At 55.2% G+C, this 26,591-nt stretch carries 24 protein-coding genes, 1 tRNA gene and 1 pseudogene; 5 read left to right on the forward strand and 21 right to left on the reverse strand.

From position 1 onward, the window contains the following. Window positions 1-29: 29 nt before the first annotated feature. A complete protein-coding gene (gene prmB / locus RAC90_RS10795; protein ID WP_006120083.1) occupies window positions 30-962 on the reverse strand; it encodes a 50S ribosomal protein L3 N(5)-glutamine methyltransferase in 933 nt (310 codons plus the stop codon). Window positions 963-1,122: 160 nt separating this feature from the next. On the opposite strand from prmB, the gene smrB reads away from it, so the two are divergent. Together smrB and RAC90_RS10805 are read left to right on the forward strand one after the other, a co-directional pair. Continuing rightward, window positions 1,123-1,671 (forward strand): endonuclease SmrB, encoded by a 549-nt coding sequence (gene smrB, locus RAC90_RS10800; protein WP_039339724.1) that lies wholly within the window; start codon window positions 1,123-1,125, stop codon window positions 1,669-1,671. A 275-nt stretch (window positions 1,672-1,946) separates the two neighbouring features. Continuing rightward, window positions 1,947-3,767, forward strand: coding sequence for a methyl-accepting chemotaxis protein (locus tag RAC90_RS10805; RefSeq protein WP_162286779.1), 1,821 nt, complete (start codon window positions 1,947-1,949; stop codon window positions 3,765-3,767). A gap of 71 nt (window positions 3,768-3,838) precedes the next feature. Here RAC90_RS10805 and sixA read toward each other — a convergent pair whose 3' ends face one another. The 4 genes from sixA to RAC90_RS10825 all read right to left on the reverse strand — a co-directional run bounded on the left by sixA (window position 3,839) and on the right by RAC90_RS10825 (window position 8,412). Further along, window positions 3,839-4,321, reverse strand: coding sequence for a phosphohistidine phosphatase SixA (gene sixA / locus RAC90_RS10810; RefSeq protein ID WP_006120087.1), 483 nt, complete (start codon window positions 4,319-4,321; stop codon window positions 3,839-3,841). Window positions 4,322-4,522: 201 nt separating this feature from the next. After that, window positions 4,523-6,643, reverse strand: coding sequence for a fatty acid oxidation complex subunit alpha FadJ (fadJ, locus tag RAC90_RS10815; RefSeq protein ID WP_375124333.1), 2,121 nt, complete (start codon window positions 6,641-6,643; stop codon window positions 4,523-4,525). Beyond that, window positions 6,643-7,953 (reverse strand): acetyl-CoA C-acyltransferase FadI, encoded by a 1,311-nt coding sequence (gene fadI / locus RAC90_RS10820; protein ID WP_283786078.1) that lies wholly within the window; start codon window positions 7,951-7,953, stop codon window positions 6,643-6,645. Before fadI ends, fadJ begins: the two co-directional genes overlap by 1 nt. Window positions 7,954-8,115: 162 nt before the next feature. Next, window positions 8,116-8,412 (reverse strand): YfcZ/YiiS family protein, encoded by a 297-nt coding sequence (locus RAC90_RS10825; protein ID WP_006120091.1) that lies wholly within the window; start codon window positions 8,410-8,412, stop codon window positions 8,116-8,118. A 358-nt stretch (window positions 8,413-8,770) separates the two neighbouring features. Between RAC90_RS10825 and fadL the strand changes: the two genes are divergently transcribed. Then, entirely contained in the window at window positions 8,771-10,045 is a 1,275-nt protein-coding gene (gene fadL / locus RAC90_RS10830; RefSeq protein WP_375124334.1) for a long-chain fatty acid transporter FadL, read from the forward strand. Between the two features lie 124 nt (window positions 10,046-10,169). On the opposite strand, the gene mlaA is transcribed toward fadL, so the two are convergent. The 10 genes from mlaA to ccmA all read right to left on the reverse strand — a co-directional run bounded on the left by mlaA (window position 10,170) and on the right by ccmA (window position 18,016). Further along, entirely contained in the window at window positions 10,170-10,934 is a 765-nt protein-coding gene (gene mlaA / locus RAC90_RS10835; RefSeq protein WP_033740717.1) for a phospholipid-binding lipoprotein MlaA, read from the reverse strand. A gap of 129 nt (window positions 10,935-11,063) precedes the next feature. Further along, window positions 11,064-12,275: a c-type cytochrome biogenesis protein CcmI gene (gene ccmI, locus RAC90_RS10840; RefSeq protein ID WP_283786077.1), complete on the reverse strand. Its 1,212-nt coding sequence runs from the start codon at window positions 12,273-12,275 to the stop codon at window positions 11,064-11,066. After that, entirely contained in the window at window positions 12,275-12,730 is a 456-nt protein-coding gene (locus RAC90_RS10845) for a cytochrome c-type biogenesis protein (RefSeq protein ID WP_039339742.1), read from the reverse strand. The genes ccmI and RAC90_RS10845 overlap by 1 nt, the downstream gene beginning before the upstream one ends. Continuing rightward, entirely contained in the window at window positions 12,727-13,281 is a 555-nt protein-coding gene (locus RAC90_RS10850; protein ID WP_006120096.1) for a DsbE family thiol:disulfide interchange protein, read from the reverse strand. The genes RAC90_RS10845 and RAC90_RS10850 overlap by 4 nt, the downstream gene beginning before the upstream one ends. After that, entirely contained in the window at window positions 13,278-15,236 is a 1,959-nt protein-coding gene (locus RAC90_RS10855) for a heme lyase CcmF/NrfE family subunit (protein WP_375094115.1), read from the reverse strand. The genes RAC90_RS10850 and RAC90_RS10855 overlap by 4 nt, the downstream gene beginning before the upstream one ends. Continuing rightward, on the reverse strand, window positions 15,233-15,718 hold the full coding sequence (gene ccmE / locus RAC90_RS10860) for a cytochrome c maturation protein CcmE (protein WP_283786074.1): 486 nt from the start codon (window positions 15,716-15,718) through the stop codon (window positions 15,233-15,235). Before ccmE ends, RAC90_RS10855 begins: the two co-directional genes overlap by 4 nt. Continuing rightward, window positions 15,715-15,948 carry a heme exporter protein CcmD gene (ccmD, locus tag RAC90_RS10865; protein WP_006120099.1) on the reverse strand — a complete coding sequence of 78 codons (234 nt, stop codon included), beginning with the start codon at window positions 15,946-15,948 and terminating at the stop codon, window positions 15,715-15,717. Before ccmD ends, ccmE begins: the two co-directional genes overlap by 4 nt. Next, complete coding sequence (locus RAC90_RS10870; RefSeq protein ID WP_033740732.1) at window positions 15,945-16,685, reverse strand: heme ABC transporter permease; 741 nt, start codon at window positions 16,683-16,685, stop codon at window positions 15,945-15,947. The genes ccmD and RAC90_RS10870 overlap by 4 nt, the downstream gene beginning before the upstream one ends. 54 nt (window positions 16,686-16,739) lie before the next feature. Continuing rightward, window positions 16,740-17,399 (reverse strand): heme exporter protein CcmB, encoded by a 660-nt coding sequence (gene ccmB, locus RAC90_RS10875; protein WP_283786073.1) that lies wholly within the window; start codon window positions 17,397-17,399, stop codon window positions 16,740-16,742. Next, window positions 17,399-18,016, reverse strand: a complete 618-nt coding sequence (ccmA, locus tag RAC90_RS10880; RefSeq protein ID WP_283786071.1) for a cytochrome c biogenesis heme-transporting ATPase CcmA — start codon at window positions 18,014-18,016, stop codon at window positions 17,399-17,401. Before ccmA ends, ccmB begins: the two co-directional genes overlap by 1 nt. Window positions 18,017-18,259: 243 nt before the next feature. Here ccmA and RAC90_RS10885 point away from each other — a divergent pair, with 243 nt between their 5' ends. Together RAC90_RS10885 and RAC90_RS10890 are read left to right on the forward strand one after the other, a co-directional pair. Further along, complete coding sequence (locus tag RAC90_RS10885) at window positions 18,260-19,192, forward strand: formate/nitrite transporter family protein (RefSeq protein WP_039339756.1); 933 nt, start codon at window positions 18,260-18,262, stop codon at window positions 19,190-19,192. A gap of 73 nt (window positions 19,193-19,265) precedes the next feature. Then, window positions 19,266-19,340 (forward strand) — tRNA-Arg (locus RAC90_RS10890). A 424-nt stretch (window positions 19,341-19,764) separates the two neighbouring features. On the opposite strand, the gene RAC90_RS10895 is transcribed toward RAC90_RS10890, so the two are convergent. The 6 genes and pseudogenes from RAC90_RS10895 to RAC90_RS10920 all read right to left on the reverse strand — a co-directional run bounded on the left by RAC90_RS10895 (window position 19,765) and on the right by RAC90_RS10920 (window position 26,591). Then, window positions 19,765-21,120 (reverse strand): VasL domain-containing protein, encoded by a 1,356-nt coding sequence (locus RAC90_RS10895; RefSeq protein ID WP_283788840.1) that lies wholly within the window; start codon window positions 21,118-21,120, stop codon window positions 19,765-19,767. 9 nt (window positions 21,121-21,129) lie between these two features. Next, window positions 21,130-21,660 (reverse strand): annotated as a pseudogene (tssK, locus tag RAC90_RS10900) (type VI secretion system baseplate subunit TssK); the annotation flags it as partial. Between the two features lie 18 nt (window positions 21,661-21,678). Beyond that, window positions 21,679-23,223, reverse strand: a complete 1,545-nt coding sequence (tssC, locus tag RAC90_RS10905) for a type VI secretion system contractile sheath large subunit (protein WP_283786070.1) — start codon at window positions 23,221-23,223, stop codon at window positions 21,679-21,681. Between the two features lie 43 nt (window positions 23,224-23,266). Further along, window positions 23,267-23,767, reverse strand: a complete 501-nt coding sequence (gene tssB / locus RAC90_RS10910; protein ID WP_375124335.1) for a type VI secretion system contractile sheath small subunit — start codon at window positions 23,765-23,767, stop codon at window positions 23,267-23,269. A gap of 996 nt (window positions 23,768-24,763) precedes the next feature. After that, on the reverse strand, window positions 24,764-25,465 hold the full coding sequence (ugpQ, locus tag RAC90_RS10915) for a glycerophosphodiester phosphodiesterase (protein WP_006120339.1): 702 nt from the start codon (window positions 25,463-25,465) through the stop codon (window positions 24,764-24,766). A gap of 19 nt (window positions 25,466-25,484) precedes the next feature. Then, window positions 25,485-26,591, reverse strand: coding sequence for an ABC transporter ATP-binding protein (locus tag RAC90_RS10920; protein ID WP_006120340.1), 1,107 nt, complete (start codon window positions 26,589-26,591; stop codon window positions 25,485-25,487).

Raw genomic sequence — 26,591 nt, forward strand, 5'->3', positions numbered from 1 at the left:
GTTTGGCGGGCGAACGCTCGCCCCTCTTTTTAGTCTTTATAGAATGAGAAATGGTGCTGTGCATCAACGATTTGCTGACGGGTGAGCATAAAGACACCGTCACCACCGTTGTTAAACTCCAGCCAGGTGAAAGGCACATCGGGATACTGCTCCATCATGTGCACCATACTGTTGCCGACTTCGCAAATCAGCACGCCGTTTTCGCTCAGGTAACCCGGCGCACAGGCCAGAATACGGCGGACCAGCTTCAGGCCATCGCTTCCGGCCGCCAGACCCAGCTCAGGCTCATGGTGATATTCGCCCGGCAGATCGTCCATATCTTCGGCATCCACATAGGGCGGATTGGTCACGATCAGATCGTATTGCACAGGCGGCAATTCGCGGAACAGATCGGCGCGAATCGGCGTGACATGGTGGATCAAACCATGCTCTTCGATATTTTGTTCCGCCACTGCCAGCGCATCGTGGGAGATATCCACCGCGTCAACTTCGGCGTCCGGGAAGGCGTAAGCACAGGCGATGGCAATACAGCCGCTTCCGGTGCACATGTCCAGAATATGACGCGGCTTTTCAGGAATTAAGCCGGCAAAACGGTTTTCAATCAGCTCCCCAATCGGCGAACGGGGAACCAGAACGCGTTCATCGACATAGAATTCATGGCCGCAGAACCAGGCTTTATTAGTCAGATAGGCAACCGGGATGCGTTCGTTAACGCGACGAATGACGCGTTCGACAATGCGATGACGTTCACTGGCGGTCAGGCGGGCATTGCGCATGTCTTCCGGAATATCAAGCGGTAACCAAAGCGTGGGCAGAACCAGCTGGACGGCTTCGTCCCAGGGATTATCTGTGCCGTGTCCGTACCAGATGCCAGCCGCGGTAAAGCGGCTGACCGACCAGCGCAGCATATCCTGAATGGTGTGCAGTTCGTTCACTGCCTCATCGACGAAAATTTTGTCCACATAGCCCTCCGCAGGCCTTTAACTAAATCGGCCGATAGTTTGCCACGAAGCCGAGCAGAATTCAGCGCAGCAAGGTGAAAAAGCTGACAATTAATGACAGTAAACGGTAAGGTAATGGCTTCTGCTGTTAATCAGCCACCTCATACATGATTCACGACCCATGCGTAAAAAACCGACCCTGAGCCAGGATGATCAAGCGCTGTTCCGTCAGTTAATGACCGGCACGCGAGAACTGAAACAAGATACTATCGTGCATAAGCCGGTGGTCAAAACCCGCGACGTGCCGGTTAAACGCCTGCTGTCTGAGCAAGCGGACAACAGCCATTATTTTTCCGATGAGTTCCAGCCGCTGCTGTCCACAGAAGGGGCGACGCGCTATGTCCGTGCGGACGTAAGCCATTTCGAGCTGAAAAAGCTGCGTCGGGGCGATTACACGCCAGAAATTTTTCTCGATCTGCATGGACTCACACAAATGCAGGCTAAACAGGAACTGGGCGCGTTGATTGCCGCCTGCCGTCGCGAACACCTTTTTTGTGCCAGCGTGATGACCGGACATGGTAAACATATTTTAAAGCAACAAACGCCGCTGTGGCTGGCCCAGCATCCCTGGGTAATGGCGTTTCATCAGGCACCCAAAATGTTTGGTGGCGACGCCGCGCTGCTGGTCCTGATTGAAGTCGAAGAGTGGCAACCGCCAGAGCTGCCTTGATATTCCTGCCCTGAGACGTCTTTTCCACCCCGCCGTTTCGCCCCGTTTCTTCCCCCCCTTTGCCGGGGGAAACCGGTTTAACCGACGCCCGCTTTCTTTCACTTTTGCGCCTGTTTTTGGTCCTCTGTTCTGCCCGTTTTTGTTCAGACTGACGCAGACTATTTGCTTATGTAATTATTTATACTGAATACAATTTACTCGCTGCCGATAACGTCTAAGCATTTAGGCACATTACGTTTGATTATTTCGGCACATTGACCAAGGGAACTTTTTGAATGAGCGGGTTAAGTCATTTTTTTGAGAATTTGAAAGTGGGCAAAAAGCTGATGCTCGGTTTTGGACTGATTTTACTTTTGAGTCTGGCCGTAGCGATATGCGGGATTAAAAATCTGAACGACATCAGCGTCCGGGCCGAAAAGCTCAGGGAGCTGAAAAGCGTTAATGACCGGTTTTCACAGGCCAAAGATGCCCGACTGCAGTTCGTGAAAACGCATGATGAAAAATTCATCGACGTTAACGAAAATCTGCTGAAAGAGGTGGATCAGAATCTGAAAAACCTGGGCGTTTTTCACTGGGATGACAGTCAGCAGGCGATGATTACGGCGATGCCGTCCGCTATTGCCACTTACCGGCAGAAACGCGCCGATACGGTACAGGCTGTCCGTAACGGGGCACAGGCGCTTCAGAACCTGTCCGTGGCGGATGAGATGCGGGATATCAGCCAACTGGCCGCAAGCAACAGCAGTGACCCGCAGACGAGCGCGGCGTTACAGGAAATCAATAAACACCTGGGCGGCGTGGCGGTACGTGTCAAACTCTTTGGCCTTGAGCACAAAGAAGAAGATCGCAACGCCCTGAGCAACTTCCTGTCGGAAACCGTGCAGCTGATGGCTCAGGTCAAACCGCGCCTTAACGCCGCAGACAGTGCTGCGCTTGAAAAAGTCAGCGCACAGCTTGAGACCAAACAGGGCGATATCAATGCGCTGATGGCGTCGGTGGCGGCAGGTGACGCAGCCACTGTGCAACTGGCGGCTGCGGGCAAAATCCTGACCGACATGAGCAACGCCTTGTTTACCCAACAGTTAGATGCGACCAATCACGACGCGAATCAGGCCGTCTGGCTGATGACGGTGATTATCATCGCCGCTATCGTAGCAGGCATTCTTATCGCCCTGTTTATTACCCGCCAGTTGACGCGTCCTCTCGCTGAACTGCTGCACGTCGCTAATCAGATGGCGCGTGGCAACCTCAGCACCGTGCTGAAATCGTCCCGTCGGGATGAGCTGGGCGAACTGATGCATGCAGTCGGTGAAATGAGCGATGAGCTGCGTCGCATTATCAGCGGTATCCGCAGTGGCGTGACCAGCGTCAGTCAGGCTTCAGCGGAGATTGCCTCCGGCAATAATGATCTGTCAGCCCGCACAGAAAGCCAGGCCGCCGCCCTTGCGCAGACCGCAGCCAGCATGGAGCAACTGACCGCAACGGTTAAGCAGAACGCAGACAACATTCATCATTCCAGTCGACTGGCGCAGCAAACCTTCGACACCGCCAGCCGCGGTGGGCAGCTGGTTACGGATGTGGTCAGCACCATGAATGAGATCACCACCAGCTCTGGCAAAATCTCAGAAATCACCTCCGTGATAAACAGTATCGCGTTTCAGACTAATATCCTGGCACTCAATGCCGCCGTAGAAGCGGCACGGGCCGGAGAACAAGGTCGGGGCTTTGCCGTGGTAGCCAGCGAAGTGCGTAATCTGGCACAACGCAGTGCGCAGGCGGCGAAGGAGATTGAAGCGCTGATTCATGATTCTGTGGCGCGTATTAATGCCGGTTCGCAACTGGTGAGTCAGACGGGGAACACCATGGGGGAGATCGTCAACTCGGTCAGTAACGTGACGGATCTGTTGAACGAAATTTCTCATGCGTCGGAAGAGCAGAATCGCGGCATTGCGCAGGTAGGCGTCGCGATTGTTGAGATGGATAACGTGACGCAGCAGAACGCCGCGCTGGTGGAGCAGTCGTCCGCTGCCGCCAGTGCGCTGCACGATCAGGCGCAAACGCTGGCAGGATCGGTGTCGCGTTTTGTGATTGCGTAACGTGTGGAAAGAAAACGGGTGAAGTGAGTCAAACGTTTTCAGTGTCGGGCCAGAGGATGGCCCGACAGCGTTTACATCGCTTTTGCCAGTTTTTTAGGACTGACCTGCCAGAGCAGCTTGCCCTGGCTTTCCGCCGGGTCAAAATCCACGCAGGCAATGGCCGAAGTAGCGAACATCGGTGGCGTTTCCTGAGGGCACAGCTCCGACACCAGATAACCGACCAGCGGCAGGTGAGAGATCACCAGCACCGATTTTACCCCTTCGTTTGCCAGCGTCTGCAAATAGCAGCCCACCAGCCCCGGATCGCCGCCAGGCGTTAACTCCGGCAGGATATCCGCCCCGTCTGGTAAGGGCAGCGCCTCACGAACTGTCGCGAGCGTTTGTTGCGCACGCAGATAAGGGCTGACCAGGACACGTTCAATGTCAACAGCCTGATCTTTTAACCAGTTCGCCATCTGGCGTGATTCATCACATCCACAAAGCGTTAAGGGCCGGACTGAATCACTGGCAGCGTCGAGCGCCGCATCGCCGTGACGCATGATAAAAACTTGCATAAAGCACCGCTGTTGTTTGTCGACATCGCCTGACACCTTCGCGTCAGGCGCTTCATTCTGCGAATGAACGTCGTGTTTTACCCTAATGGCTTCAGTATAGTCAACCGGTTGTTTATTAAATAAGCACCTGCCCGATTACGGCGTCGCATCATGATGGTGCGACACACGACTAACCCCCTGAATCAGGATGGATATTCATATTTATGAAGAAGTGTAAAACTTTGTCTGCTGTTGCGCTGCCCGCTGCAATCTTTCACAGGGTGCAAAGCGGTCACCATATTGCTGCTCAAGCCGCGTTAATCTGTTGACGATTTCCCCAGCACCAAGGCGATCAATATAGTGAAATGGCCCACCCAGAAACGGGGGAAAGCCAATACCAAACACCGCACCAATATCACCGTCACGGGGCGAGCGGATAACCTGCTCATCCAGACAGCGCACCGCCTCATTTAACATCATCATCACGCAGCGCTCTGCGATGTGTGCCCCACTCTGCACGCTTGCGGGTTTAATCTGCAATACGTCGTACACGGTGGGATCCGGCTTTTTACGTTGCAAACGTGACGATCCATACAGATAGAACCCTTTATGATTTTTTCGCCCTTTGCGTCCGTCGTTGATCACAGCCGCCAGAGCAGGCGGTGCCGCAAACCGTTCACCGTAAGCCTGCTGCAACCCGGGCGAGATTTTACTGCCGACATCAATGCCCACCTCATCCAGCAGTTGAACCGGCCCAACCGGAAAGCCAAACGTCACCAGTGCGCGGTCAATATGTTCAACAGGTTCGCCCTCCAGCAGACAGCGCATCGCTTCGTTGATGTAGGGCGTCAGAATACGGTTGACGTAAAAGCCCGGTCTGTCAGCGACCACAATCGGCGTTTTGCCCTGTTTACGTGCCAGCGTGACGGTGCTGGCGAGCGTTTCAGGCGAGGTCGCCGCATGCGGGATAACTTCAACCAGCGGCATTTTCTCCACCGGACTGAAGTAGTGCAGGCCAATAATATTCTCAGGACGCGCGGCCTTCGCCGCAATGTCGGCAATCGGGAGGGAAGAGGTATTGGACGCAAAAATCGTCTGGGGCTGACAGTGCGTTTCCACCTCTGCCACCATTTGCTGTTTCAGCGCCAGATCTTCAAACACCGCCTCGATGACGATGTCACGTTGGGTAAACCCCTGATAGTCGGTACCGCCGCTGATGCGCGCCATCTGCTGCTGGCGCTGCGCCGGGGTGAGCTGACGACGCTGCACTTTTTTACTCAGCAGCGCCCAACTGGTCTGAAGCGCATGATTAATGCCGTTCAGGCTGATGTCTTTGATGCGCACGGGCAGACCGGCATGAATTGCGCTGACGCAGGCAATGCCGCCGCCCATCAACCCGCCGCCCAGCACACCGACACGTTCGACTGGCCGGGGCTGCGCCTCAGTTCCGTTCTCTTTTTTCAGCGCGGTGGAGGCAAAAAACAGGCTGCGTAGCGCCGCCGATTCCGGCGTCATGGCCAGCTCGCCAAAGGCGCGCGCCTCGGCGGCATAACCTGCCTGACTGCTTTGCTCAAGCCCAATGCGTACCACATCGATGATACGTTGCGCGGCCGGATAGTTCCCCTGGGTTTTGCGTTCCGTTTCCCGCCTGACCAGCGCAAACAAGGCCTGGCGGGCGATCGGCCCCTGCAGCAGACGGTCGCGCAGCGGAAGCGGTGCGCGGCGGCGTTTGCCTTTTTTAACGCTTTCGATAGCGGTATCCAGCAGGATCGCCTGCGGCACCGCGTCATCGACAATCCCCAGCTTCTTCGCCTGTTTCGCGCGCAGGCTTTTCCCCGCCAGGATGAGAGGTAAAGCCTTTTGCACGCCAATCAGATGCGGCAGACGCTGCGTGCCACCCGAACCGGGCAGTAATCCCAGTTGCACTTCCGGCAGTCCCAAACGGGTTTTATCATCCAGCGTACAGATGCGTGAATGACAGGCCAGCGCCAGCTCAAGACCGCCGCCTAAGCAGGCCCCGTGAATGGCGGCCACCACGGGAAACGGTAAGGCGGCAATCGCGGCCATTACCTCCTGCCCTTGCCTTGCCAGAGCTTCGGCTTCATCCGCACGCTGACAGCGATCAATCATGCTGATATCGGCACCTGCTACAAAGTTGTCAGGCTTGCCGGAAATCAGTACCAGCCCGAGCAGCTGCGGATGCTGGCGTGCCTCGCTAATCAGGCTGGCAATCTGGACCGCAAATTCCGCCTTCAGCGTATTCATTTTTTCATTGGGCACATCAATGGTGATCACGCCAACATGATCGTCCCGCATCTGCAAAGTAAACGCGCGCTGTTCCATTATTCGGCCTCCAGAACCATGGCTGCACCTAATCCTCCGGCGGCACAGGCCGTGACCAGTCCCAGCCCGCCTCCGCGCCGACGCAATTCATTTAAGGTCTGCGTGATCATGCGCGCGCCGGTCGCCGCAAAAGGATGACCATAGGCGATGGAGCCGCCCAGGACGTTAAAACGTGCATCGTCGATTTCACCCAGCGCGTGCGAGCGGTTTAATACCTCGCGGGCAAAACGTTCGTCACGAAACAGCTTGATATTACTCAAGGTCTGCGCCGCGAACGCTTCATGCATATCAATAAGCGTCAGATCAGCCAGCGTGATGCCAGCACGATCAAGCGCCAGCGGCGAGGCGTAAGCGGGCCCAAGCAGCATGTCCTGCCAGACATCAATGGCGGTAAAGGCGTAGCTGCGCAGATAGCCCAGCGGCTGTAATCCCAGCGCTTTGGCCTGGCCTTCACGCATCAATATCACCGCCGCCGCCCCGTCCGTTAACGGCGTGCTGTTGGCTGCCGTTACCGTGCCGTGCTGGCGATCAAACGCCGGACGTAAACGGGCATAGTCAGCCGCTTTCGCATCCATTCGCACGTTATTATCCTGGTCTATGGGGGCCTTGAAGGGCGGGACGAAGGCGGCCATGACTTCCTGATTCAGCACGCCCGACTGCCAGGCCTGCGCTGCGCGCAGATGCGAACGCAGAGCCAGCGCATCCTGTTCTTCCCGGCTGATGCCGTGCGTTTTCGCCATCTGTTCTGCGGTATCGCCCATGCGTAATCCTGTGGAGTATTCGGCCACGGCAGGCGGCACCGGTAACAGATCGCCGGGACGCAGGCGGCGCAGAATCTGAAACTTTTGGGAAAGGCTTTTTGCTTTGTTCATATCCACCAGCGCACGAGCCAGCGTTTTACTGACGCCAATCGGCAGGACGGAAGAGGAATCCGCGCCGCCCGCAATACCGACCGAAATCGTGCCTGCCAGCAGGCTTTCCGTGACGTTAGCCACCGCCTGGAAGCTGGTCGCACAGGCTCGGCTGACGCTGTACGCATCGGTACTGACGCTGAGGCCACTGCTCAGCACAATTTCCCGCGCGATGTTGGGAGCCTCTGGCATCTGCACCACCTGACCAAACACCAGTTGCTCAATCATCCCGACCGGTAACTCACTCCGGGCCACCATTTCACTGACCACCATCCGGCCCAACTCTACGGCGGGAATGCCATGAAATCCTGCCGCCTGACGGAGAAAAGGCGTACGTAATCCATGAGTGATAGCGATGCGCTCGCCCGTACGCGTCAACAGTGACTGCGCTTTGCTCATTGTATCCACCTGTGCATCGTGACCGGGGCATCATTGCCAAAAGAGGTCTGACCTGATCCACAGTGTTAACCACAAGCGGCTACGCCGCCAACATCAGGAAGAGAAAAGTGAGATGAGAAACACGAAAATGACAAACGCCGCCGGGCAGCGGCGTTAAGCGGTTCAGCGTAAACCTAACTGAAAAATCAGGGTTTCTGCCTGACAGCTAAAAGTAAAAGCAACATCAAGCCGCACGCCGCCCGTCTCTTCTGTGAATCGCGCATCTATGACACAGGGATCGGACTCGACCTGACGCGCCCTTTCGCTCAGTTCAGCCAGTTTGCTGTCGGCTTCCGCGCGCTGGCCAAACCACGCTGACCAACTGGCGGTACAATCGGTGTTGTCCATTACGGTACCGACATCCACACAACAGCATGCCGCCGTTTCGGTCGCGCGACATTTTTTCAGAGCATCCGTCATGGTAATCTCCTGGTTTCACAACTAAAGGGAAAAGCCTTCGCTGCGAAAAATTCTACGCTTTGGATTTCTCCCCCGCTATGCACGCGACGCTAAGTGACGAATATCACAATATAATTTGATCTGAATCAGTTTTGCGCCTGCTGCCTGCCTCGTTTCCCGCAGAGAAGTGTTAAGCAGATCGAATTTTCATCTATCAAATTGGAAATAATTTAAAAACAATATTGCAACATGTGTACAGGTCGGACCTATACTCTCCGCACTGGTCTGATATGTCCGACCGTCATCAGTCCATACAATCCGCCGTTCCTTGTTACACGACGTCACAACGTTAAATAATAATTCACATGAGGTTGTGGTCATGAACCATAAAAACCTGTTCGCAAAGTCAGCCGTGGCAGCTGCGGTAGCGCTTATTTCCTCTAACGTTTACGCAGCCGGATTTCAGTTAAATGAATTTTCTTCCATTGGTTTAGGTCGTGCTTATTCAGGCGAAGGCGCAATGGGTGATACGGCGGCCTCAGCCAGCCGTAACCCGGCGACCATGGCGCTGATGGATCGCCCTGAATTTTCACTCGGTGCGGTTTATATCGATCCTCAAGTGGATATCAGCGGCCAGAGTCCAACAGGACGTAGCCTGGATGCGAAAAACATCGCGCCTAATCAGTGGGTCCCTGATCTGCACTATGTCCAGCCGATTAATGACCAATGGTGGGTAGGGGCCTCTGCCACCTCAAACTACGGTCTGGCGACAGAATTTAATAACGGTTATACCGCAGGCGGATTCGGCGGTAAAACAGACCTGACGACCGTGAATCTTAACCTCAGCACCGCCTACCGCCTGAATGAACACTTCAGCTTTGGTGTGGGTTTTGATGCCGTTTATGCTAAAGCGAAAATTGAGCGTTATGCCGGAGAGTCGTTCTCCGCGCTGGGCATTCCTGCGGATACCCAAATTACCCGACTAAAGGGGAACGAATGGGGTTATGGCTGGAACGCCGGTGTACTTTATGAGGTTGATGATAATAACCGTTTTGGTTTCACCTACCGCTCTGAGGTGAAAGTTGACTTTGATGGGGATTACAAAAGTAATCTTCCTGCGGCCATCAACGCATTTAACATTCCCGGCGCACCTTTTGGCACAAGCGGAAACACGATTCCGGGTTCATTAACCCTGAATCTGCCAGAAATGTGGGAAGTTTCAGGCTGGCATAAAGTCGCGCCACAATGGGCCGTTCACTATAGCCTGGCCTATACCAGCTGGAGCCAGTTCCAGGAGCTGAAAGCGACCGGTTCGAATGGTCAGACGCTGTTCTATAAAGATGAAGGCTTCCATGATGCCTACCGTATCGCCCTGGGTACCACTTACCAGTACGATAAAAACTGGACCTTCCGCAGCGGTATCGCCTTTGATGACAGCCCGGTTCCGGCTGACAAGCGTTCCATCTCCATCCCGGATCAGGATCGCTTGTGGCTGAGTGCGGGTGCCTCCTATGCATTTAATGACGATGCTTCCGTCGATGTCGGCGTCTCTTATATGCATGGTCAGAAAGTTATCATTCAGGAAGGCAATTACACCTTTAATTCCAGTGGTAAAGCCTGGCTGTACGGCGCGAGCTTCAACTACAAATTCTGATATGTTGACCGCATAAAAAAGCGACACACTGTGTCGCTTTTTTTTGCTCCGCCTGGCGAGCCCTGACAGAACATTCGTATAAATCACTTCAGCCTGAAGCCGCCCTTTTCCGGGCGGCCTCACATTACTGAGAATCGATATCTTTGAGATCGTCCTGAATTGCCGCTGCGTTCGGATTATCTTCGGGCTTCAGCTTGCCACCACGCGCCAGGAAGTCATAGCGCTCAAAATAGGCGTTACGCATAAAGGCGTAAGGATCGCGCTGCTGTTTCAGGATGGCATCGGAGTCCAGCAGTTGCGCACGCGTTTCCACCCCTTCAAGTGCCCATTTACCCACGGACATCGGCCAGGTCAACCAGCCCAGCACCGGATAAAGCGTATCCACATAATCGCCGCCGTCCTGACGCACCGTAAAGCTGCCATAGCCAGGCAACTGCACGTAAGGACCGTAGCCCACGCCATAGTGCCCCAGCGTGGTACCGAAGCGTTGCGGCCCCTGGCGCGCCAGCTCAGGGTTCGCTTTGCCTGCAACGTCGATAAAGCCGCCCAGGCCCAGCACGGTATTCAGGAAGAAACGCGTGAAGTGAATACCGGCATTGCGCGGCTCACCGACCAGAATAGCGTTCACCATACTGGCGGGTTCGCTCAGGTTGCCCAGGAAGTTGCTCAGGCCAGCACGTGCCGGGACGGGCACATAGTCGCGCCAGGCCACAGCCACCGGACGCACCACATACGGGTCCAGCACATTGTAGTTAAAGTTAAACATTGTGCGGTTAAAGCCTTCAAACGGATCGCTACGCCCGGCTGGCGCATCGGTCTCCGGCTTTGAACTGGCACAACCCACCAGAAGCACACTGGCCAAGGCCAGGCTGGTCAGGCGGTGATCCATTTTTTTCTCCCTGTGCATATAAGTGATGTATACCCTGCCGCCTTTCTCGGGTAGATCAGCGCGTTAAGCAAGCATAGCTGATATCCACGGTGCGGTTTACAGATTCAGACAGAGCCAGAGAATATCGGTCTAAGGCTGCTGCGCATTAATCTCAACGGTCACATGCTGATGACCGTCCCAGGGCACGACGGCGCTGACACCGAACCAGTCACCCGGCTCAGGGTTCGCGCGGCCATTACGTGAAATCCTGACGCGAACCTGGATCTGTTTCTGCGCCGAAAGACGGCGCCCCTGCATCATGGCATTACTGTCATCCAGCGTCAGCGACACGGGAAAATGCCCGGCAGCAAGACGCTTCACGGCCACCGGCACGGGCGACATACCGTCAGTAACCGAAATATACATGACTCCGCCCGGCGGTAACATGTTTTCTGCCTGGGGAGAAAGCGTCACATCTACCGTCAACTGGCTCGCTTGTTGTCCGGCGTCCGTTCTGGCTTGCTCAATACTGCGCGCAATGTTGTCGCGCCGGGGATCGTCCGCCGGCAGCGCGTTCAGTAAGGTTTGCCAGGCCGCAATCGCCTGAGCATAGTGTTGCTGTTCAAAGGCAGCGTAAGCCAGCAGGCTCAGCGTCCGGGCATTATGCGGATCCTGTTTACGCAGATCCTGCAACACAAGTTCTGCCTGACGGTTTTCCTGTGGATCGCCCGACCGGGCCAGAACCTCGGCGTAATCCTGTTTTAATACCTGATTATTCGGTGCCAACTGCAGCGCGTGCTCGAACGCCTGACGGGCGGTCGTCGCGTTATTCAGCACCATACCAAGACGGCCAAGCATTGCCCAGTCGCTAAGGTTATCAGGCTCGGTTTGCAGATGGCTGCGCAAACCGAGCTGTAAGCGTGAAAGCTGTTCCGGCGTCAGCGGCTTCGCGTGAGGATCCAGCACCTGCGCACGCAGCGCAGGATACGCTTTCTGCACCTGCAGCCAGCCGCTGAACGGCACAAAACCGCCGGTGTTGAGATAGCACACCAGCGGCACGACCAGTAAGACAATAATGCCCGGTAACAATACCCAACGGCGACTGCTGCGCGACTGTGCATCCGGTGCGGGCGGAATATCACTCAACAGTGACTGCTGTAGCTCGCGCGCCATCACGTCCCGCTCGGCAATCACGCCCTGATCCTCATCCTGCGCCAGTTCGGCCAGCCGTTGGTGATAAAAATCCTTATTAAGGCTGTTACGCGTGACTAAGTGGGACGCGCGCGGACGCCAGCCTGCGGCCAGGAACAGCACACAGGCCGCGAACAGCAGTACCAATATCGCGATTAAAAAGGCTGCCATTATGCTTCCCTGTCCGATTTCAAAATGGCTTCAAGCCGCTGTTGCTCTTCATCACTCAGTTCGCTACAGGTCTTACGCTGGCGACTGCGCCAGACGATTACGCCCGCGCCGCCTGCGACAAACAGCGCAGGTCCCAGCCACAGAATCACGGTGGATGGCGTTACGGGCGGTTGGTAGCTGACGAAATTGCCGTAGCGCGCCACCATATAGTCGAGGATCTGCTGACGCGTTTGTCCCTGTTTCATCAGCTGATAAACTTTCAACCGCATATCCGCCGCAATCATGGCGTTGGAATCCGCAATGCTGTTGTTCTGACATTTGGGGCAGCGCAGGGAGGCGGTGATATCACGGTACTGTTCTTCCTGCGCGACGGAGTCAAATGCATAGGTATCGATGGCCGCCCACAGGCTGGCGCTAAACAGCAAGCCGCAAAGCATCGTCACCAGCGCTTTCATGAGCCGCTCTCCGTGTTGTATTTATCCCATAAAGGCTTTACTTCCTGCTGCCAGACGCGCGGATTCAGATCTCCGGCATGGCGATAGCGAATAATGCCGTTGCCATCGATCAGAAAGGTTTCCGGTGCGCCATATACGCCAAGATCCAGGCCCAGCATACCGTCGCCATCATACAGGCTGAGCGCATAAGGATTACCCAGCGTGTTTAACCAGGTCACCGCCTTTTGCCGATCGTCTTTATAATTGAGCCCGACTACCCGCACGCCCTGCTCTGCCAGCGTATTCAGATAGTGATGTTCTGCCCGACAGGTCGGGCACCATGTTGCCCAGACGTTGAGTAAAAGCGGTTTGCCGGTGATAAGCGTTTGCTGGTTGTAGGTTTTACCTGGCGTTTCCAGGGCTTCGAGCCGGAACACCGGCAACGGTTTACCAATTAACGCCGACTCCAGCCGCGTAGGATCGTCGCCCGCCGCATTGCGTGACAGTTGCCAAAGCAGCGCGGCGGCCAGCAGTAAAAACAGGATCAGGGGAATAAACAGAATCTTTTTCATGCCCGCACCTCGCGCTCGCCTTTTTTACGCGCACGATAACGCGGATCCAGTAAACAGAGCAGACCGCCCGCAGCCATAAACAGTCCACCGAACCAAATCCAGCGCACAAAGGGTTTATAGTAAATGCGCACCGCCCAACTGCCGTCATCGAGTTCCTCACCCAGCGCCGCATAGAGATCGCGGGTAAAGCCACCATCAATTGCCGCCTCGGTCATCATGGCGCGCGCCGCTGAATAAAAGCGTTTTTCCGCATACAACATCGCTTCAGGCTGCCCGTCCCGCGTCACATCAATCACCGCCACGCCGCCGCTGTAGTTGGGCCCTTGCAGATCCTGAACATCGCGGAAGACAAAGTGGTAGCGATGGATATCAACACTGTCGCCCGCTTTCATGCGCACATCCCGTTCAACGCTGTATTGCGTGCTAAACGCTATCCCAATCACGGTGACGCCGACACCTAAATGGCCGAGCACCATGCCCCAGTGGCTGCGTGACAAGTGGCGCAGTCCGGTGAAAAAAGAATGACGATGCGTCGCACGTTCATGCAGTTCCATCAGGGTTAATACGATGATCCATACCGCCATCAGCAGGCCCACTACCGTCATTGCCTCTACCCGATCCTGTAGCCACCAGGGCAACAGCACGGAGGCCAGCAGCGTGACGGCCAGTGCTAACAGCAAACGCCGTACCAGCTTCTGGGGTTCATCACGGCGCCAGCGCACTAACGGCCCAATCCCCAACATTAAGGCCAGCGGTGCCATCAGCCAGCTGAACAGCGTATTAAAAAAGGGCTGGCCCACGGAGATGCTGCCCAGACCGAGTTGTTTATGGACCAGCGGTAACAGCGTACCGAGCAGCACCACCAGCATGGCCGCAATCAACAGGACGTTATTGCCCAGCAGAAAGGACTCGCGCGACCACAAGGCGTTTTGTACCCGGCTGCGGACCTGCCCTCCTTTGAGGGCATAGAGCAGCAGCGAGCTGCCAATAACAATCACCAAAAAGGCCAGAATAAACATGCCCCGCGCCGGATCGGAGGCAAACGCGTGCACCGAGACCAGCACGCCGGATCGCACCAGGAAGGTCCCGAGCAGACTCAGGGAGAACGCGGTAATCGCCAGCAATACGGTCCAGGCTTTAAAGGTGCCGCGCTTTTCGGTCACCGCCAGTGAGTGCATTAAAGCCGTGCCAGCCAGCCAGGGCATAAAGGACGCATTTTCAACCGGATCCCAGAACCACCAGCCGCCCCAGCCCAGCTCGTAATAGGCCCACGCAGAGCCCAACACAATACCTATGGTCAGGAACAGCCAGGCTGCGGTGGTCCAGGGACGCGACCAGCGCGCCCAGGCGGTATCCAGTCTTCCGGCCATCAGGGAGGCAATGGCAAAAGCAAAGGCCACCGAGAAACCGACATAGCCCATGTATAACAAAGGCGGATGGAAGATCAGGCCAATATCCTGCAGCATGGGATTGAGGTCGCGGCCATCGACGGGAAAGTCCGGCAGGGTACGGCTGAACGGATTAGAGGTGAGGATGATAAATAACAGGAAGCCCAGCGTAATCATGCCCATCACCGCCAGCACACGCGCCAGTGCGTCCTGCGGCATGCCGCGGCTGAAGATCGCCACGGCCAGCGTCCAGCCACTCAGCAGCAGCACCCACAGCAGCAGGGAGCCTTCGTGCGCCCCCCAGGTGGCCGCAATGCGGTAATAGACCGGCAGCAGGGAATTCGAGTTGTTAACGACATAGCTTACGGTAAAGTCGTTAACGATAAACGCCCAGACCAGCAACCCGAAAGCCCCCGCCACACAGCCGAACAGGCCAACGGCCAGGGGACGCGCCATGCCCATCAGGCGCGCATCCTGACGCCAGGCGCCCCACAGCGGATATACGCTGAGCAGCAGCGCCAACGCGACGCCGAGACAGAGTAAAAAACTGCCCAGTTCTGGCATCATGGTGTCTGTCCTGCCGGGTGAGTCGCGGCCTGTTGCTCGGGTGGTGCGGGCTTCATCGCGGCGGTGATTTCAGGTGGCGTGTAGTTTTCATCATGTTTCGCCAGCACTTCTTTGGCGTTGATCAGGTTGCCGGGTTCAAGGACGCCTTGTGCAACGACGCCCTGCCCCTCGCGAAACAGATCGGGCAAAATGCCCACAAAGTTTACACTGACCACACCACGGCCATCGTAAAGCTGAAAAGAGACGGCCAGTGTTCGGGGATCTCGCGTGACGCTGCCGGGCATCACCACGCCGCCCACGCGCAGACGCTGTCCGGGTTCCGGCCGGATGTGTGCATCACCTTTCCCCTCCAGGATTTCACCGGGCGTATAAAACAGATCGATATTGGACCGCAGCGCATACATTACCAGCGCGGTAGCCAGTCCAAGTCCGGTAAGTATCGCCACGACGACATACAGGCGATTACGACGGCGGGTATTCACTTCGCTTCTCCTGCCGTTTTAGTCCCGGCACGTTTAACACTGGCCGCGCGCAGACGGCGCTCCCGGGCATCACGCTGGCGAATGTCCGCCAGCAAACGTCTGTGTGACCACCAGCTGTGTACAATCAGGCCACAAAGAGGCACCAGCGCCCCTGCCACCGCCAGCCAGACGTAAAAGGCGTAACCGCCCATGGCAATGAAGTCATGCCATGAGGCAAAAGCGGGCGTCATTCTTTGCTCCTTGTCTTTGCCAGGGCAATCGCCCAGGGACGTTTACGTTCCGTCAGCAGAATCAGGTTGCGTAAGCGCATCAGCGTTAACGTGATAAACAACAGCAGGTCACCCAGGATGGCCCAGCGCAGCGGCGTGCGCATCGGCGGCGCGATAGCCTGTTGCAGTAAGCCGGACGATCCCTGATGCAAGGTATTCCACCACTGCACAGAGAAATGAATGATGGGCAGATTGATCACGCCGACCAGAATGAGCACCCCTGCGGCGCGCCCGGCCATGCGACGGTCCTCGAACGCCTGATACAGCGCAATGACGCCCAGATATAAAAACAGCAGCACCAGTTCTGATGTGAGCCTGGCGTCCCATATCCACCAGGTTCCCCACATCGGCTTGCCCCAGGCAGAACCGGTAACCAGCGCAATAAAGGTAAACACCGCACCGATCGGTGCCATCGCCGCTGAGACTAAATCGGCCATTTTCATCTGCCAGACCAGACCAGTAAACGCCGCAACGGCCATCGCGCTGTATATCCCCATCGACCACATGGCCGCCGGAACATGAATATACATAATGCGAAAACTGTCACCCTGCTGGTAGTCTGCCGGTGCATAGCCAAATCCCCATATCCAGGCCAGCAGCAGTACCGCCGCACTGGCCAGGGCGAACCCCGGCACCAGCCGACCGCACAACTGATACAGCCGTTCGGGCTTCGCCAGCTGATGTAATCCTTTCCACATGTTTACTTGCTCACTTTTAAATAAACGCGAATAACACGTCTGATGCGTGCTGATTTAGTGCAGCGTAATCCGCAACGCCGCGGCGGTGGCAAATGGGGCCAGCGTCGCACTCGCGACCAGCATCGCCCCCAGCAACGCCAGGTAACCGCCAATGGCTAACCCCTGACCTGCGGCGTCGATGGCCGCGCTGGCAAAAATCAGTACCGGAATAGCCAGTGGCAGAACCAACAGGCTGAGCAGCACGCCGCCGCGACGCAACCCAACGGTCAGCCCCACGCCAATCGCGCCGAGAAAACTCAGCGTCGGTGTTCCTAACAGCAGCGTCAGTGCCACCGCCCGCCAGCCCGGCATACCCAGGGACAGCAACAGGGCCGCCAGGGGCGAAAGCAGAATTAACGGAAAGCCCGTGACCAGCCAGTGGGCGATGACTTTCCCCAGCACCGTGACCGGCAGCGGTACAGGCGACAATAAAAGTTGCTCCAGCGTGCCGTCGTTAAGGTCATCACGAAACAGCCTTTCCAGCGCGAGCAGCGAAGAGAGCAATGCCGCAACCCAGACAATACCGGGTGCGATCCGTGCCAGCTGATGAGGATCGGGACCGATACCCAACGGGAAGAGCGTGATGACAATCAGGAAAAACCACAGTGGATTCATCACTTCGGCGCCGCGACGACAGGCGATACGTAATTCGCGCTGAATAAGACGACACAACATTACTGCCACTCCACGGCATGCAGGCGGATAGTATTGATCTGCCCCGTCAGCCCCGGTAGCGCCTGATGGCTGGTCACGATGACAGCCCCCCCCTGCTGCGTGTGCGCCACAAAGCGGCTCATTAACGTCTCCACCCCCGTGTGATCGAGGGCGGTTAAAGGTTCGTCCAGGATCCATAAGGTTGCCTGGGTCAGCCACAGCCGGGCCAGGGCGATGCGCCGCTGTTGTCCGGCAGAGAGCTGCGCGGCCGCGACCTCTTCATAACCTGCCAGGCCGACGCTGGCCAGTGCAGTAAAAAGGTGTTCATCGCGGCAGTCTGGATGATAAAAGCGCAGATTTTCCAGCGCCGATAACGCCGATGAGATCCCCGGCAGATGCCCCAGGTAAAGCATGGCCTGATGCCAGGTGTCGCGTTGCCGGTGAACCGGCTGCGACTGCCAGCGCACCTCACCATGTTCAGGCGTGCTCAGTCCGGCCAGGATCCGCAGCAGCGACGTTTTCCCGGCCCCGTTTGGCCCTTCAATTTGTACGATGTCACCTGCCGACACGCGAAACGTAAGCGCCTCAAAGAGCGCGCGCTCATCACGCACACAAAGCAGATTAATGATTTCCAACATGGAGGGGTAAATCGCGCCAGCCAAATAAGGCGCAAATGATAGCACAATGTTACAGCGTGCCGAAGGCTGTGCGCGCTCCCCTTTTGCGCAGGGCTTAGATATTCGTGCTTTTCAGCGCGTCTGGTGGATAAAAAGCGCACCACGACAGAAGGTTGTCACGTTTGTTCGCTGTCGCAGAAACAGTTTCGTTAGCCAAAAAACGACTACGCTTATAACGCATTTGTACTGTTACCAGGAGAAAACATGAAGCCTTCATCAAGCATAAGTCAGGGACCTAACGATGTAGACAGCGAAGAAAAAGAACAGGGAAAGGAGGATATTGAAGTAGATGAAGACGCCCTGCCCTCGCGTGCCGCCGCTATCCACGAAGAGATCCGACAGGACGGGGAGAAAGAGCTGGAGCGGGATGGCATGGCGCTGCTGTGGTCAGCGATTGCGGCCGGGCTGTCAATGGGGGCTTCACTGATGGCCAAGGGCATTTTTCAGGTTCATCTGGACGGCGTCCCCGGCGCCTATTTACTGGAAAACCTTGGCTACACCTTTGGCTTTGTGATTGTGATTATGGCACGGCAGCAGCTTTTCACTGAAAACACCGTGACGGCCGTTCTGCCCGTTATGCACAAACCCACCACAAGCAATCTTGGTTTATTGCTTCGCCTGTGGGGCATTGTGCTACTGGGCAACCTTATTGGTACTGCATTCGCCGCCTTAGCGTTTAACGAAATGCCCATTTTTGATGAAGCCACTCGCCAGGCCTTTACGGATATCAGCATGAAGGTGATGGAACATACGCCAGGCGAGATGTTTGCTAACGCGGTGATCTCCGGCTGGATCATTGCCACAATGGTCTGGATGTTCCCTTATGCGGGAGCGGCCAAACTGTTTGTCATTGTGATGATGACCTGGCTGGTCGCACTGGGCGATCTGGCACATATTGTGGTGGGTTCCGTTGAGGTGCTTTACCTGGTGTTTAACGGCAGCGTGCCCTGGACCGCGTTTCTCTGGCCTTTTGCTGTTCCAACCCTGTTGGGTAACCTGACGGGCGGTACGCTGATTTTCGCCCTGATAAGTCACGCCCAGATTCGCAATGATATGGGCGAAGCTGCTCAGGCAAAGGCGAAGGCAGAACGGCGCAAAGCGGAGAAAAAACGTCAGCAGCAGCAAGAAGAACGCTAAATTGCTGACAGAATGAGCAAACGCGCGGCAGTGTAGTGAATCCTGCCGCTTAACTGCGGTATACTGCGTTGGCGTCTCCTTAGTTAAATGGATATAACGAGCCCCTCCTAAGGGCTAGTTGCAGGTTCGATTCCTGCAGGGGACACCACGTACAGCCTTCTGACATTCACCAAATTCACTCATCCTTCTTATCTTTAATACCGCCTCTGCTCTGCCTGGGTGACGACGGCCAGTTTCTGCGCATTTCAACATGAACGATTACACATACACATTTCCTGTTTAAGCATTCACGCTTTATTAAGGCTCAGAACGGCCGGCACTTTTAGGCAAGCGGTCAACATCTCATCGTGTTTTTTGCGACCAGCTTGCCCCTGTCGACAGACTGAAGAAAAGTGTAACGCCTGGCCGATAACACGCAATCTTCTTAAATAATCAAGTCGGGGACATTCTCAGAATCAGAAAGAAAATGAAGCGCCTTTATGTGGATCGCTACCCACTCGCTTCTTAAGCGCCCTGCGTAAATCAGAAAACCCGACAGAAAACGGCGTGCTCGCTTTGCCAGACGAGAGGTTTTATTTTTCTGCCTGCTGTTTCAGTTCGGCATAGCGGGCTGTCAGTTGTTTCAGGTGCATTTCCAGCTGAGATTGGGCAGCAGCAGGTAACGGTTTCCCCGTTGGGTGTTGCGACAGTACGCGCAGCTGTTCTTCAGCCGGTATGGACTGATTAAAGAACTGCATAGTGGCAAAAACCACTGATTTCAGCTCACTGACCGTTATGTATTTACCCTTCTGTTCATCGAGGCCATTTAATCTGTCGCTCAGTTTTTGTAGTGTCATCATTCCCTGAGACCAGCCATTAAGCTGCTCTGCCGGTAATGCGGCAGCACTGCGTTGTTGTTGCCATTGCTGTGCCAGAGACTTTGCCTGCTCCGGCCAGAGCGCCTGAGCCTGCTCTACAAGTTGTCGGCTGTAGTCAATGCTCCAGCCCGGTGGAAGCTTATCCAGACGGTTCAGCTGTTGCTGTGTTCGGGCGATCACGTTCTGCGGCAAAGCAGTCTGCTGACGCAATAGATCCATCTGTTCTGGCGTGAGCGTTGCAGGTAAAGGTGCCAGAGATGCCGCCAACTGAGCCTGCAGCGGATTTGGCCGGTTTACATATTGCCAGCTTCCCGCTGCGGCCACGCTTATTGCCAGCATGGCACCCATACCGGCAACGAAAGATTTCCACTTTTTTACCGGCGCGGGAAGAGTCGCCAGTACTTCCACATTCGCCTGATATTCAGGGCGGGCAACATACACCCATTTCATCGCGCTGGCGGTTTCTTCTGCACCGTCGGCTGCGAAGGCGGCTGCATCGTTGATCACACTAGCTGGCAGCACAGCTGCCCCTGCCCGGGTTGTGTCGTCACTGTTTTCCAGCCGGACAGCGCTGTTATGCATCAGGATACGTAACGTATCGAGCTGGCTCAGATGTTTAAGCTCCAGGCGCTGCAGCACCTCGCCCATAGCGGCAAGACGTTGCTCTGCCTTGTACAGCTGACCAAGGTCGCTGTAATTCAGCGGGAGCGCGCGCATCCGTTGCTGCAGACGCTGGCTCAGACTGCTGAGGATTTCCATGCGGGCATGTACCGGCTGCGGCCAGAGCGTGCCCCACTGATGGCTTATCAGCGCATCCAGTATCGCCAGACCTTCATTGAGGCCGAACAAGCCGGCCAACTGCGTTCGGGCAAGCGTATACCAGGCCGCCGTTTGCAGTTCCACACCATTCTGCTCAAACAGTGAGAGACAGCGTTTTTCGACATACGGCCAGTTCACATCCGGGCGCGCAGGATGCTTCAGCTTACTTAGCTCATCGCGCAGAGCGGCATAATCCGGTAGCGTGCGCGGGTCGCCGCCGGTTTTGATTTTACGCGGGGTGATGTCATTCATGACCAGTTGCCCGTCCTGCAACAGACGGGCAATGGCACAGGTGTCCCAGGCGTCATTGTCTTCATGTCCGAAACGGAATGCCAGGTTAAACCGGGCCACCGCCATCGACTCTTCTTCCTGACTGAAGCGATCGGCGACCGTCTCCCAGGTTTCCCGATAGCGCAGCGGGCGCTCTGCAGATACCCTGTCTGTCTGCACATTCACGATCCCGGCCTGCATCACCGGTAACGCCACATACACTGTCACCGGGGCATTGCCGGCAGAAGCCGGTGCCTCAATTTCACGTGGCTCCGGAGGCAGGTCACTGAATCGGGTATCAACTAGCGTGTCATCCGGGAGCCAGAGACGAAGTGACTGCGCCTGCACGCGGCCGGAGGCCAGCATCGCGTCATCAAGCTCAACCCGACCAACGCCCCAGGGGAACGCATTTCCGCGGGCGGCAATACCGGCCCGGGAAAATGCATCCCATTCAGACTGCTGCTGGAACTGCTGAGGGGCCAGAAGCGCCCCTTCATTCCATAACGGACGATGAATTTTCATCCCTGATTTCCTCTCGCCTTACGACTTGGCCTTCGGCATCTGGGAAACCAGTGACAGGTTGACGTCCATCCCTTCGACCTGGAAGTGCGGCACGGCATACAGCTTCACGCGGAAGAAGCCCGGATTGTCCTCAATATCTTCCACCACCACTTTCGCGTCGCGCAGCGGGTGAGAAGCCTGCAGCTCGTCGCCGGGATCGGTCATCTCCGTGACCAGACTGCGCACCCAGGTGTTCAGCTCAAGTTCCAGCAGACGACGATCTTTGGTGGTCCCGATATTTTCACGCTGGATCAGCTTCAGGTAGTGAGCGATCCGCGACAGCAGGAAGATGTACGGCAGACGGGCATTGATACGGCTGTTGGCGGTTGCATCCGCGGTGTCGTACAGTGCCGGTTTCTGGGTGGAGTTCGCGCTGAAGAAACAGGAGTAATCTCTGTTTTTATAGTAACTCAGAGGAATAAAGCCCAGGTTCGCAAACTCAAATTCGCGGGTTTCCGGGATCATCACCTCTGACGGGATCTTCACCTGGTTGCCGGTGCCCAGATCGTACAGATGGATAGGCAGGTCCTGAACAGCACCACCGGCCTGCGGGCCACGAATCTGCACGCACCAACCGTTGTTGATAAAGCTGCGTACCATATTGGCGGCAAACGCAAATGAGGCGTTGGTCCACAGGTATTTGTTGTGATCCGGGCCTTTCACCTCTTCCACATAGTTGAAGCTGCGTACCGGCGTGGTATCCGGACCATACGGCAGGCGGCCCAGTACACGCGGCATCACCAGACCGATATAGCGCGAATCATCCGTTTCGCGGAAAGATTTCCACTGTATGTACTCCGCACGATCAAAGTAGTTGCCGATATCCCTGATAGCCGCCACGTCCTCCATTGACTCTTTGAGGAAGAATTTTGGGCCAGCAGAGCCGATAAACGGCATGTGCGCCGCTGCAGAAACTTTCGAAATATTGCGCAACAGGGCAACATCCTGCGCAGAAGCATCAAATTCATAGGCGGAAATCAGCGCGGCAATCGGTTCGCCACCCGGCGTGTCATATTCATCAATGTAGGTGTGTTTATACAGGCCGCTCTGGATAATTTCCGGGCTGTCTTCGAAGTCCTGACGCAGATCTTCTTTAGCCATATCCAGCAGTTCGACTTTCACGTTCTGACGGAAGTCGGTTTTGTCGACAAGGGATTTCACGCCGCGCCACAGGCTTTCTACCGCCTGAAAGTCCTCATGGTGCATAACGGCATCAAGCTGGCGACTAATCTGGTGGTCCAGCTCCGCGATATGATGATCAATCAGGTTTCTGTCGAGTTTCTCCACTTTTGAGCCCGATTTTGTCAGGCATTCCAGAAACACCTGCATCCCGGCCGTCAGACGCTCATCGGCTGTCGCATCCGACATCGCCTGTGCATCCTGCCAGATGTCCAGTGCACTCAACTCGGACACCGGGTTCAGATTGATTTTTTCAAACAGTGACGCATAAACCCCGGCAGCAGGACGCTCCAGCACCACACTCTCGCCACCTGCGGCATTTTCATTTTTTACAGACATCAGCATCTTCCTTATTAATCCGTTATTAATCCGTTAAAGCACCGTGAGCCTATGGCTGTTTCGGGGCCAGCGCAGACAACTCAGACCGGAGTTCGGCGCTTAATGCCGGATCGAGCAGGATTTTTTCCAGCTCTTTTCGGAATGCCTGGTTGTCCAGCAGGTTGGCCTTTAAATCACGAAGTAAATTGCGCATGGAAAGCATGGCTTTGAGCTGAGGTATTTGTCGGGAGACCTGCTCCGGCGAGAAATCCTTCATGCTCTGAAAGGTCAGACGGATATTTTCTTCGCTACCGTCACCAGCAAGCGTGTTTTTAACGGTAAGACTGACTTTCGGGGAATATTCGGAAAGCACAGCGTCGAAATTATTTTTGTTCAGATTAACTTTTTTTCGCTCAGATAACGGTGCTGTCTCCTGCCCATGGCTGAAATCGCCCGCAACCAGCAATTTCAGAAGGAGCTCGGTTTTCTTGCTCGCGCCGCCGGTATGCAGATCAAGTTTCAGATTAATACGTGCTTTGGGTATTTCGGACTGAAAGGAAGAATTAGACATAGCTGTCCCTGTTCTATGAAGTTATAGAAGCGGTCACTGCCAGCGAGAAATTAAAAGAAAAGCAAACCCTTTATTAGCACTATCCCGGTTCCCGTCATCTGACAGGAATCAAAACCCCGGGATGTAAAGCGGGCGCATTCCATTCACCAGCACGTCGACACGGTATTTTTCAGGTACTTTTCAGAAATAAAAAAACGTCCAGCAAGCACCTGGAGACGGAGTTTATGAACGTTTCATGCATGACAGGAAATAAAAATATGTAACTAAAGGTTACAGAGATATGCTTTAACAATATTTTATCATCTTTATGATTTATATGATTTTTATTTAAAAACCCCTTCAGAGCTTATGGAATAAGGATGTTCAGTAAGTGATCAATGCATTTCAGAGCATGACATGTGCAAAATCCCACCAGTCACATGAGAACGTTAATTTTTCATTGTTAAAAAAATAACTTTCAGGAAGCGAGTGTGAAAAGGGGGAATAGGACGAGACCGTCATGTCAGCATAATTTCTTTTATTGACGTAAATCAATTCTGGTTATTTTCGCTTAAAAAAAACTGAAATCAATGTATGTCACCTGTCTGTATAAACGTATTTCAGACATCGGAGAGAGGAAGGATTATCGTTATCTGCGTGCTTGTCACCTGTCACCGCATCTGACCGCGAGTTATGCGATGCCATCACTTACGTCAGCCAGAATAAATCCGGCCGGTGCACTCGCCTGCAGCGATCGCAGACGATAAAGTCAGCTAGTGTCACGATGTTGTTTGCGTTGGGAACGAGAGGTTTACAATTAAACGGAAGGGAACGGTGCAGGGCATATTTACGCGATCAAAACGCGTCGATATAACATCATTGTCAGGCGCCCTCCAGGGCCGGGGCCTGCCAGATAATGTCGAAGGGCAGTACCGCAGCGGCCCTTCTCTGTTTACCCGTCATACCCGTAAACACGGGTAGCGACGCAGAACCTTATCGTTCAGTCGTTCTGTAAACCTATCGCCGTGTGTGGCTAAAGAGATCCGGGCGATTGAGGTTAATATAATCGACGCCCGCCGCCGCAATTTCCTGATGAATCGCTATATCGTCATCACCGTAATAAACCATAATCTCAAGCCCGGTCTTACGGCTTGCTTCAAGAATACCGGGATGACGCATCTGCTCTACGTTTACCTCAATGATCGATGCATGATGCACGGTGGCAACGAGAGAGGGAGACATCGCGATATTGAGGGTCATCATTTTGCGAAAGTCCGGCGCAACGGCCTGAAGGCCAGCGCGCATCGTTTCGGAAAACGAAAAGAAAAACGTATCACGGACCATACCGAGATCGCGTACCAGTGCAGCCACTTTTACCGGATCGCAGTATTTCAGCTCAATATAAACGCCCGCGCGGCCGCGCAGATGTTCGAGATAGGCATCAAGTCGCGGCACCCTGGCGTCTTTAAAACGCTCATCGAACCAGCTTCCCGCATCCAGTGCATCAATATCGCGCGACAGAGCATGCCCAACAGGGCCCGTCCCGTTCGTGGTGCGATCCAGCGTCTCGTCATGGATAACGTAGAGCACACCATCGGCGCTCTCCCGTACATCCAGTTCAATGTAATCAGCCCCCTGTTCAAGCGCCAGATCGGCGGCAAAGAAGGTGTTCTCTGGCGCAAAATGGTTGGCGCCACGGTGTGATACGATTCGGGTCATGGAAATCTTGTCCTGTAATCTAGCCAGCGTGAACCTGTCTGCTGGGGTGGCCGGTTACGGCGAGGTTGGCATGAAGATCGACGATGCGTTTACCGACAGCATTGAAGATCAGAGTCAGTTCGGGTTGGCACGCTACTCCTACCCGGGAACCAGGCGCATGACGCACCGCTTCACCATATTCCAGCGCGCGAAGCGTGCCGGCCGGCGTGTCAATCGTGTAGAAAACTTCACGCCCCATCGGCTCAACGGTCATGATCTCCCCACACAAGGGAGCCTCGTCAGCGGCAATAAGGTTGATATCTTCCGGACGCAGACCAAAACAAACGGGGCCGTCGTATTCGTGGTTCAGTTCGAGTGTCGTTTGCCCCAGGTGCAGAAACCCGCCGACGGCCTGTCCTTCCACAAGATTCATCGGCGGCGAGCCGATAAACCCTGCAACAAAGCGATCGGCCGGACGTCTGTACAGGTCATCAGGTGTCCCAATCTGCACTATCTCGCCATGATTCATACAGATGATCCGATCGGCCATGGTAATGGCTTCCAGCTGGTCATGGGTGACGATCAAGGTGGTGAAGCCGAGACGTTTCTGGAGATTCTTGAGTTCCGTCCGCATGGTGATACGGAGCGTCGCATCGAGGTTAGAAAGCGGTTCGTCAAGTAACAGAATATTCGGTTCCTTGACCAGTGCCCGCGCCAGCGCCACGCGCTGTTGCTGCCCCCCTGAAAGCTGCGACGGGCGTCGATCAAGCAGTGCGCTTATTTGCACCAGATTAGCCGCCTCCTCCACGCGCCTGGCAATGTGCTCCTTACCTGTTTTTTTAAAACGTAACGGAAAAGCGATGTTTTCGCGTACCGTCAGGTTCGGGTAAAGCGCATAAGACTGGAAGACGATACCGACGTTGCGATCGCGGGCATCGATGCGATTAACGTTGTGCCCGTCAAACGCGATCTCACCGCTGGTCGGCGCATAGAGCCCTGCCAGCAGAAACAGCGTTGTCGATTTACCGCATCCTGAGGGGCCGAGAATGGCGACGAATTCGCCGTTCTCAATGGTAAGATTCATCGGTTTCAGGACCTGAGTCTCGCCCCAGTTTTTGCTGACATTGTTAAGAGTGATCGAGGCCAT

This window comes from Pantoea sp. CS_6, from assembly GCF_041954745.1.
GTDB lineage: Bacteria > Pseudomonadota > Gammaproteobacteria > Enterobacterales > Enterobacteriaceae > Pantoea > Pantoea stewartii.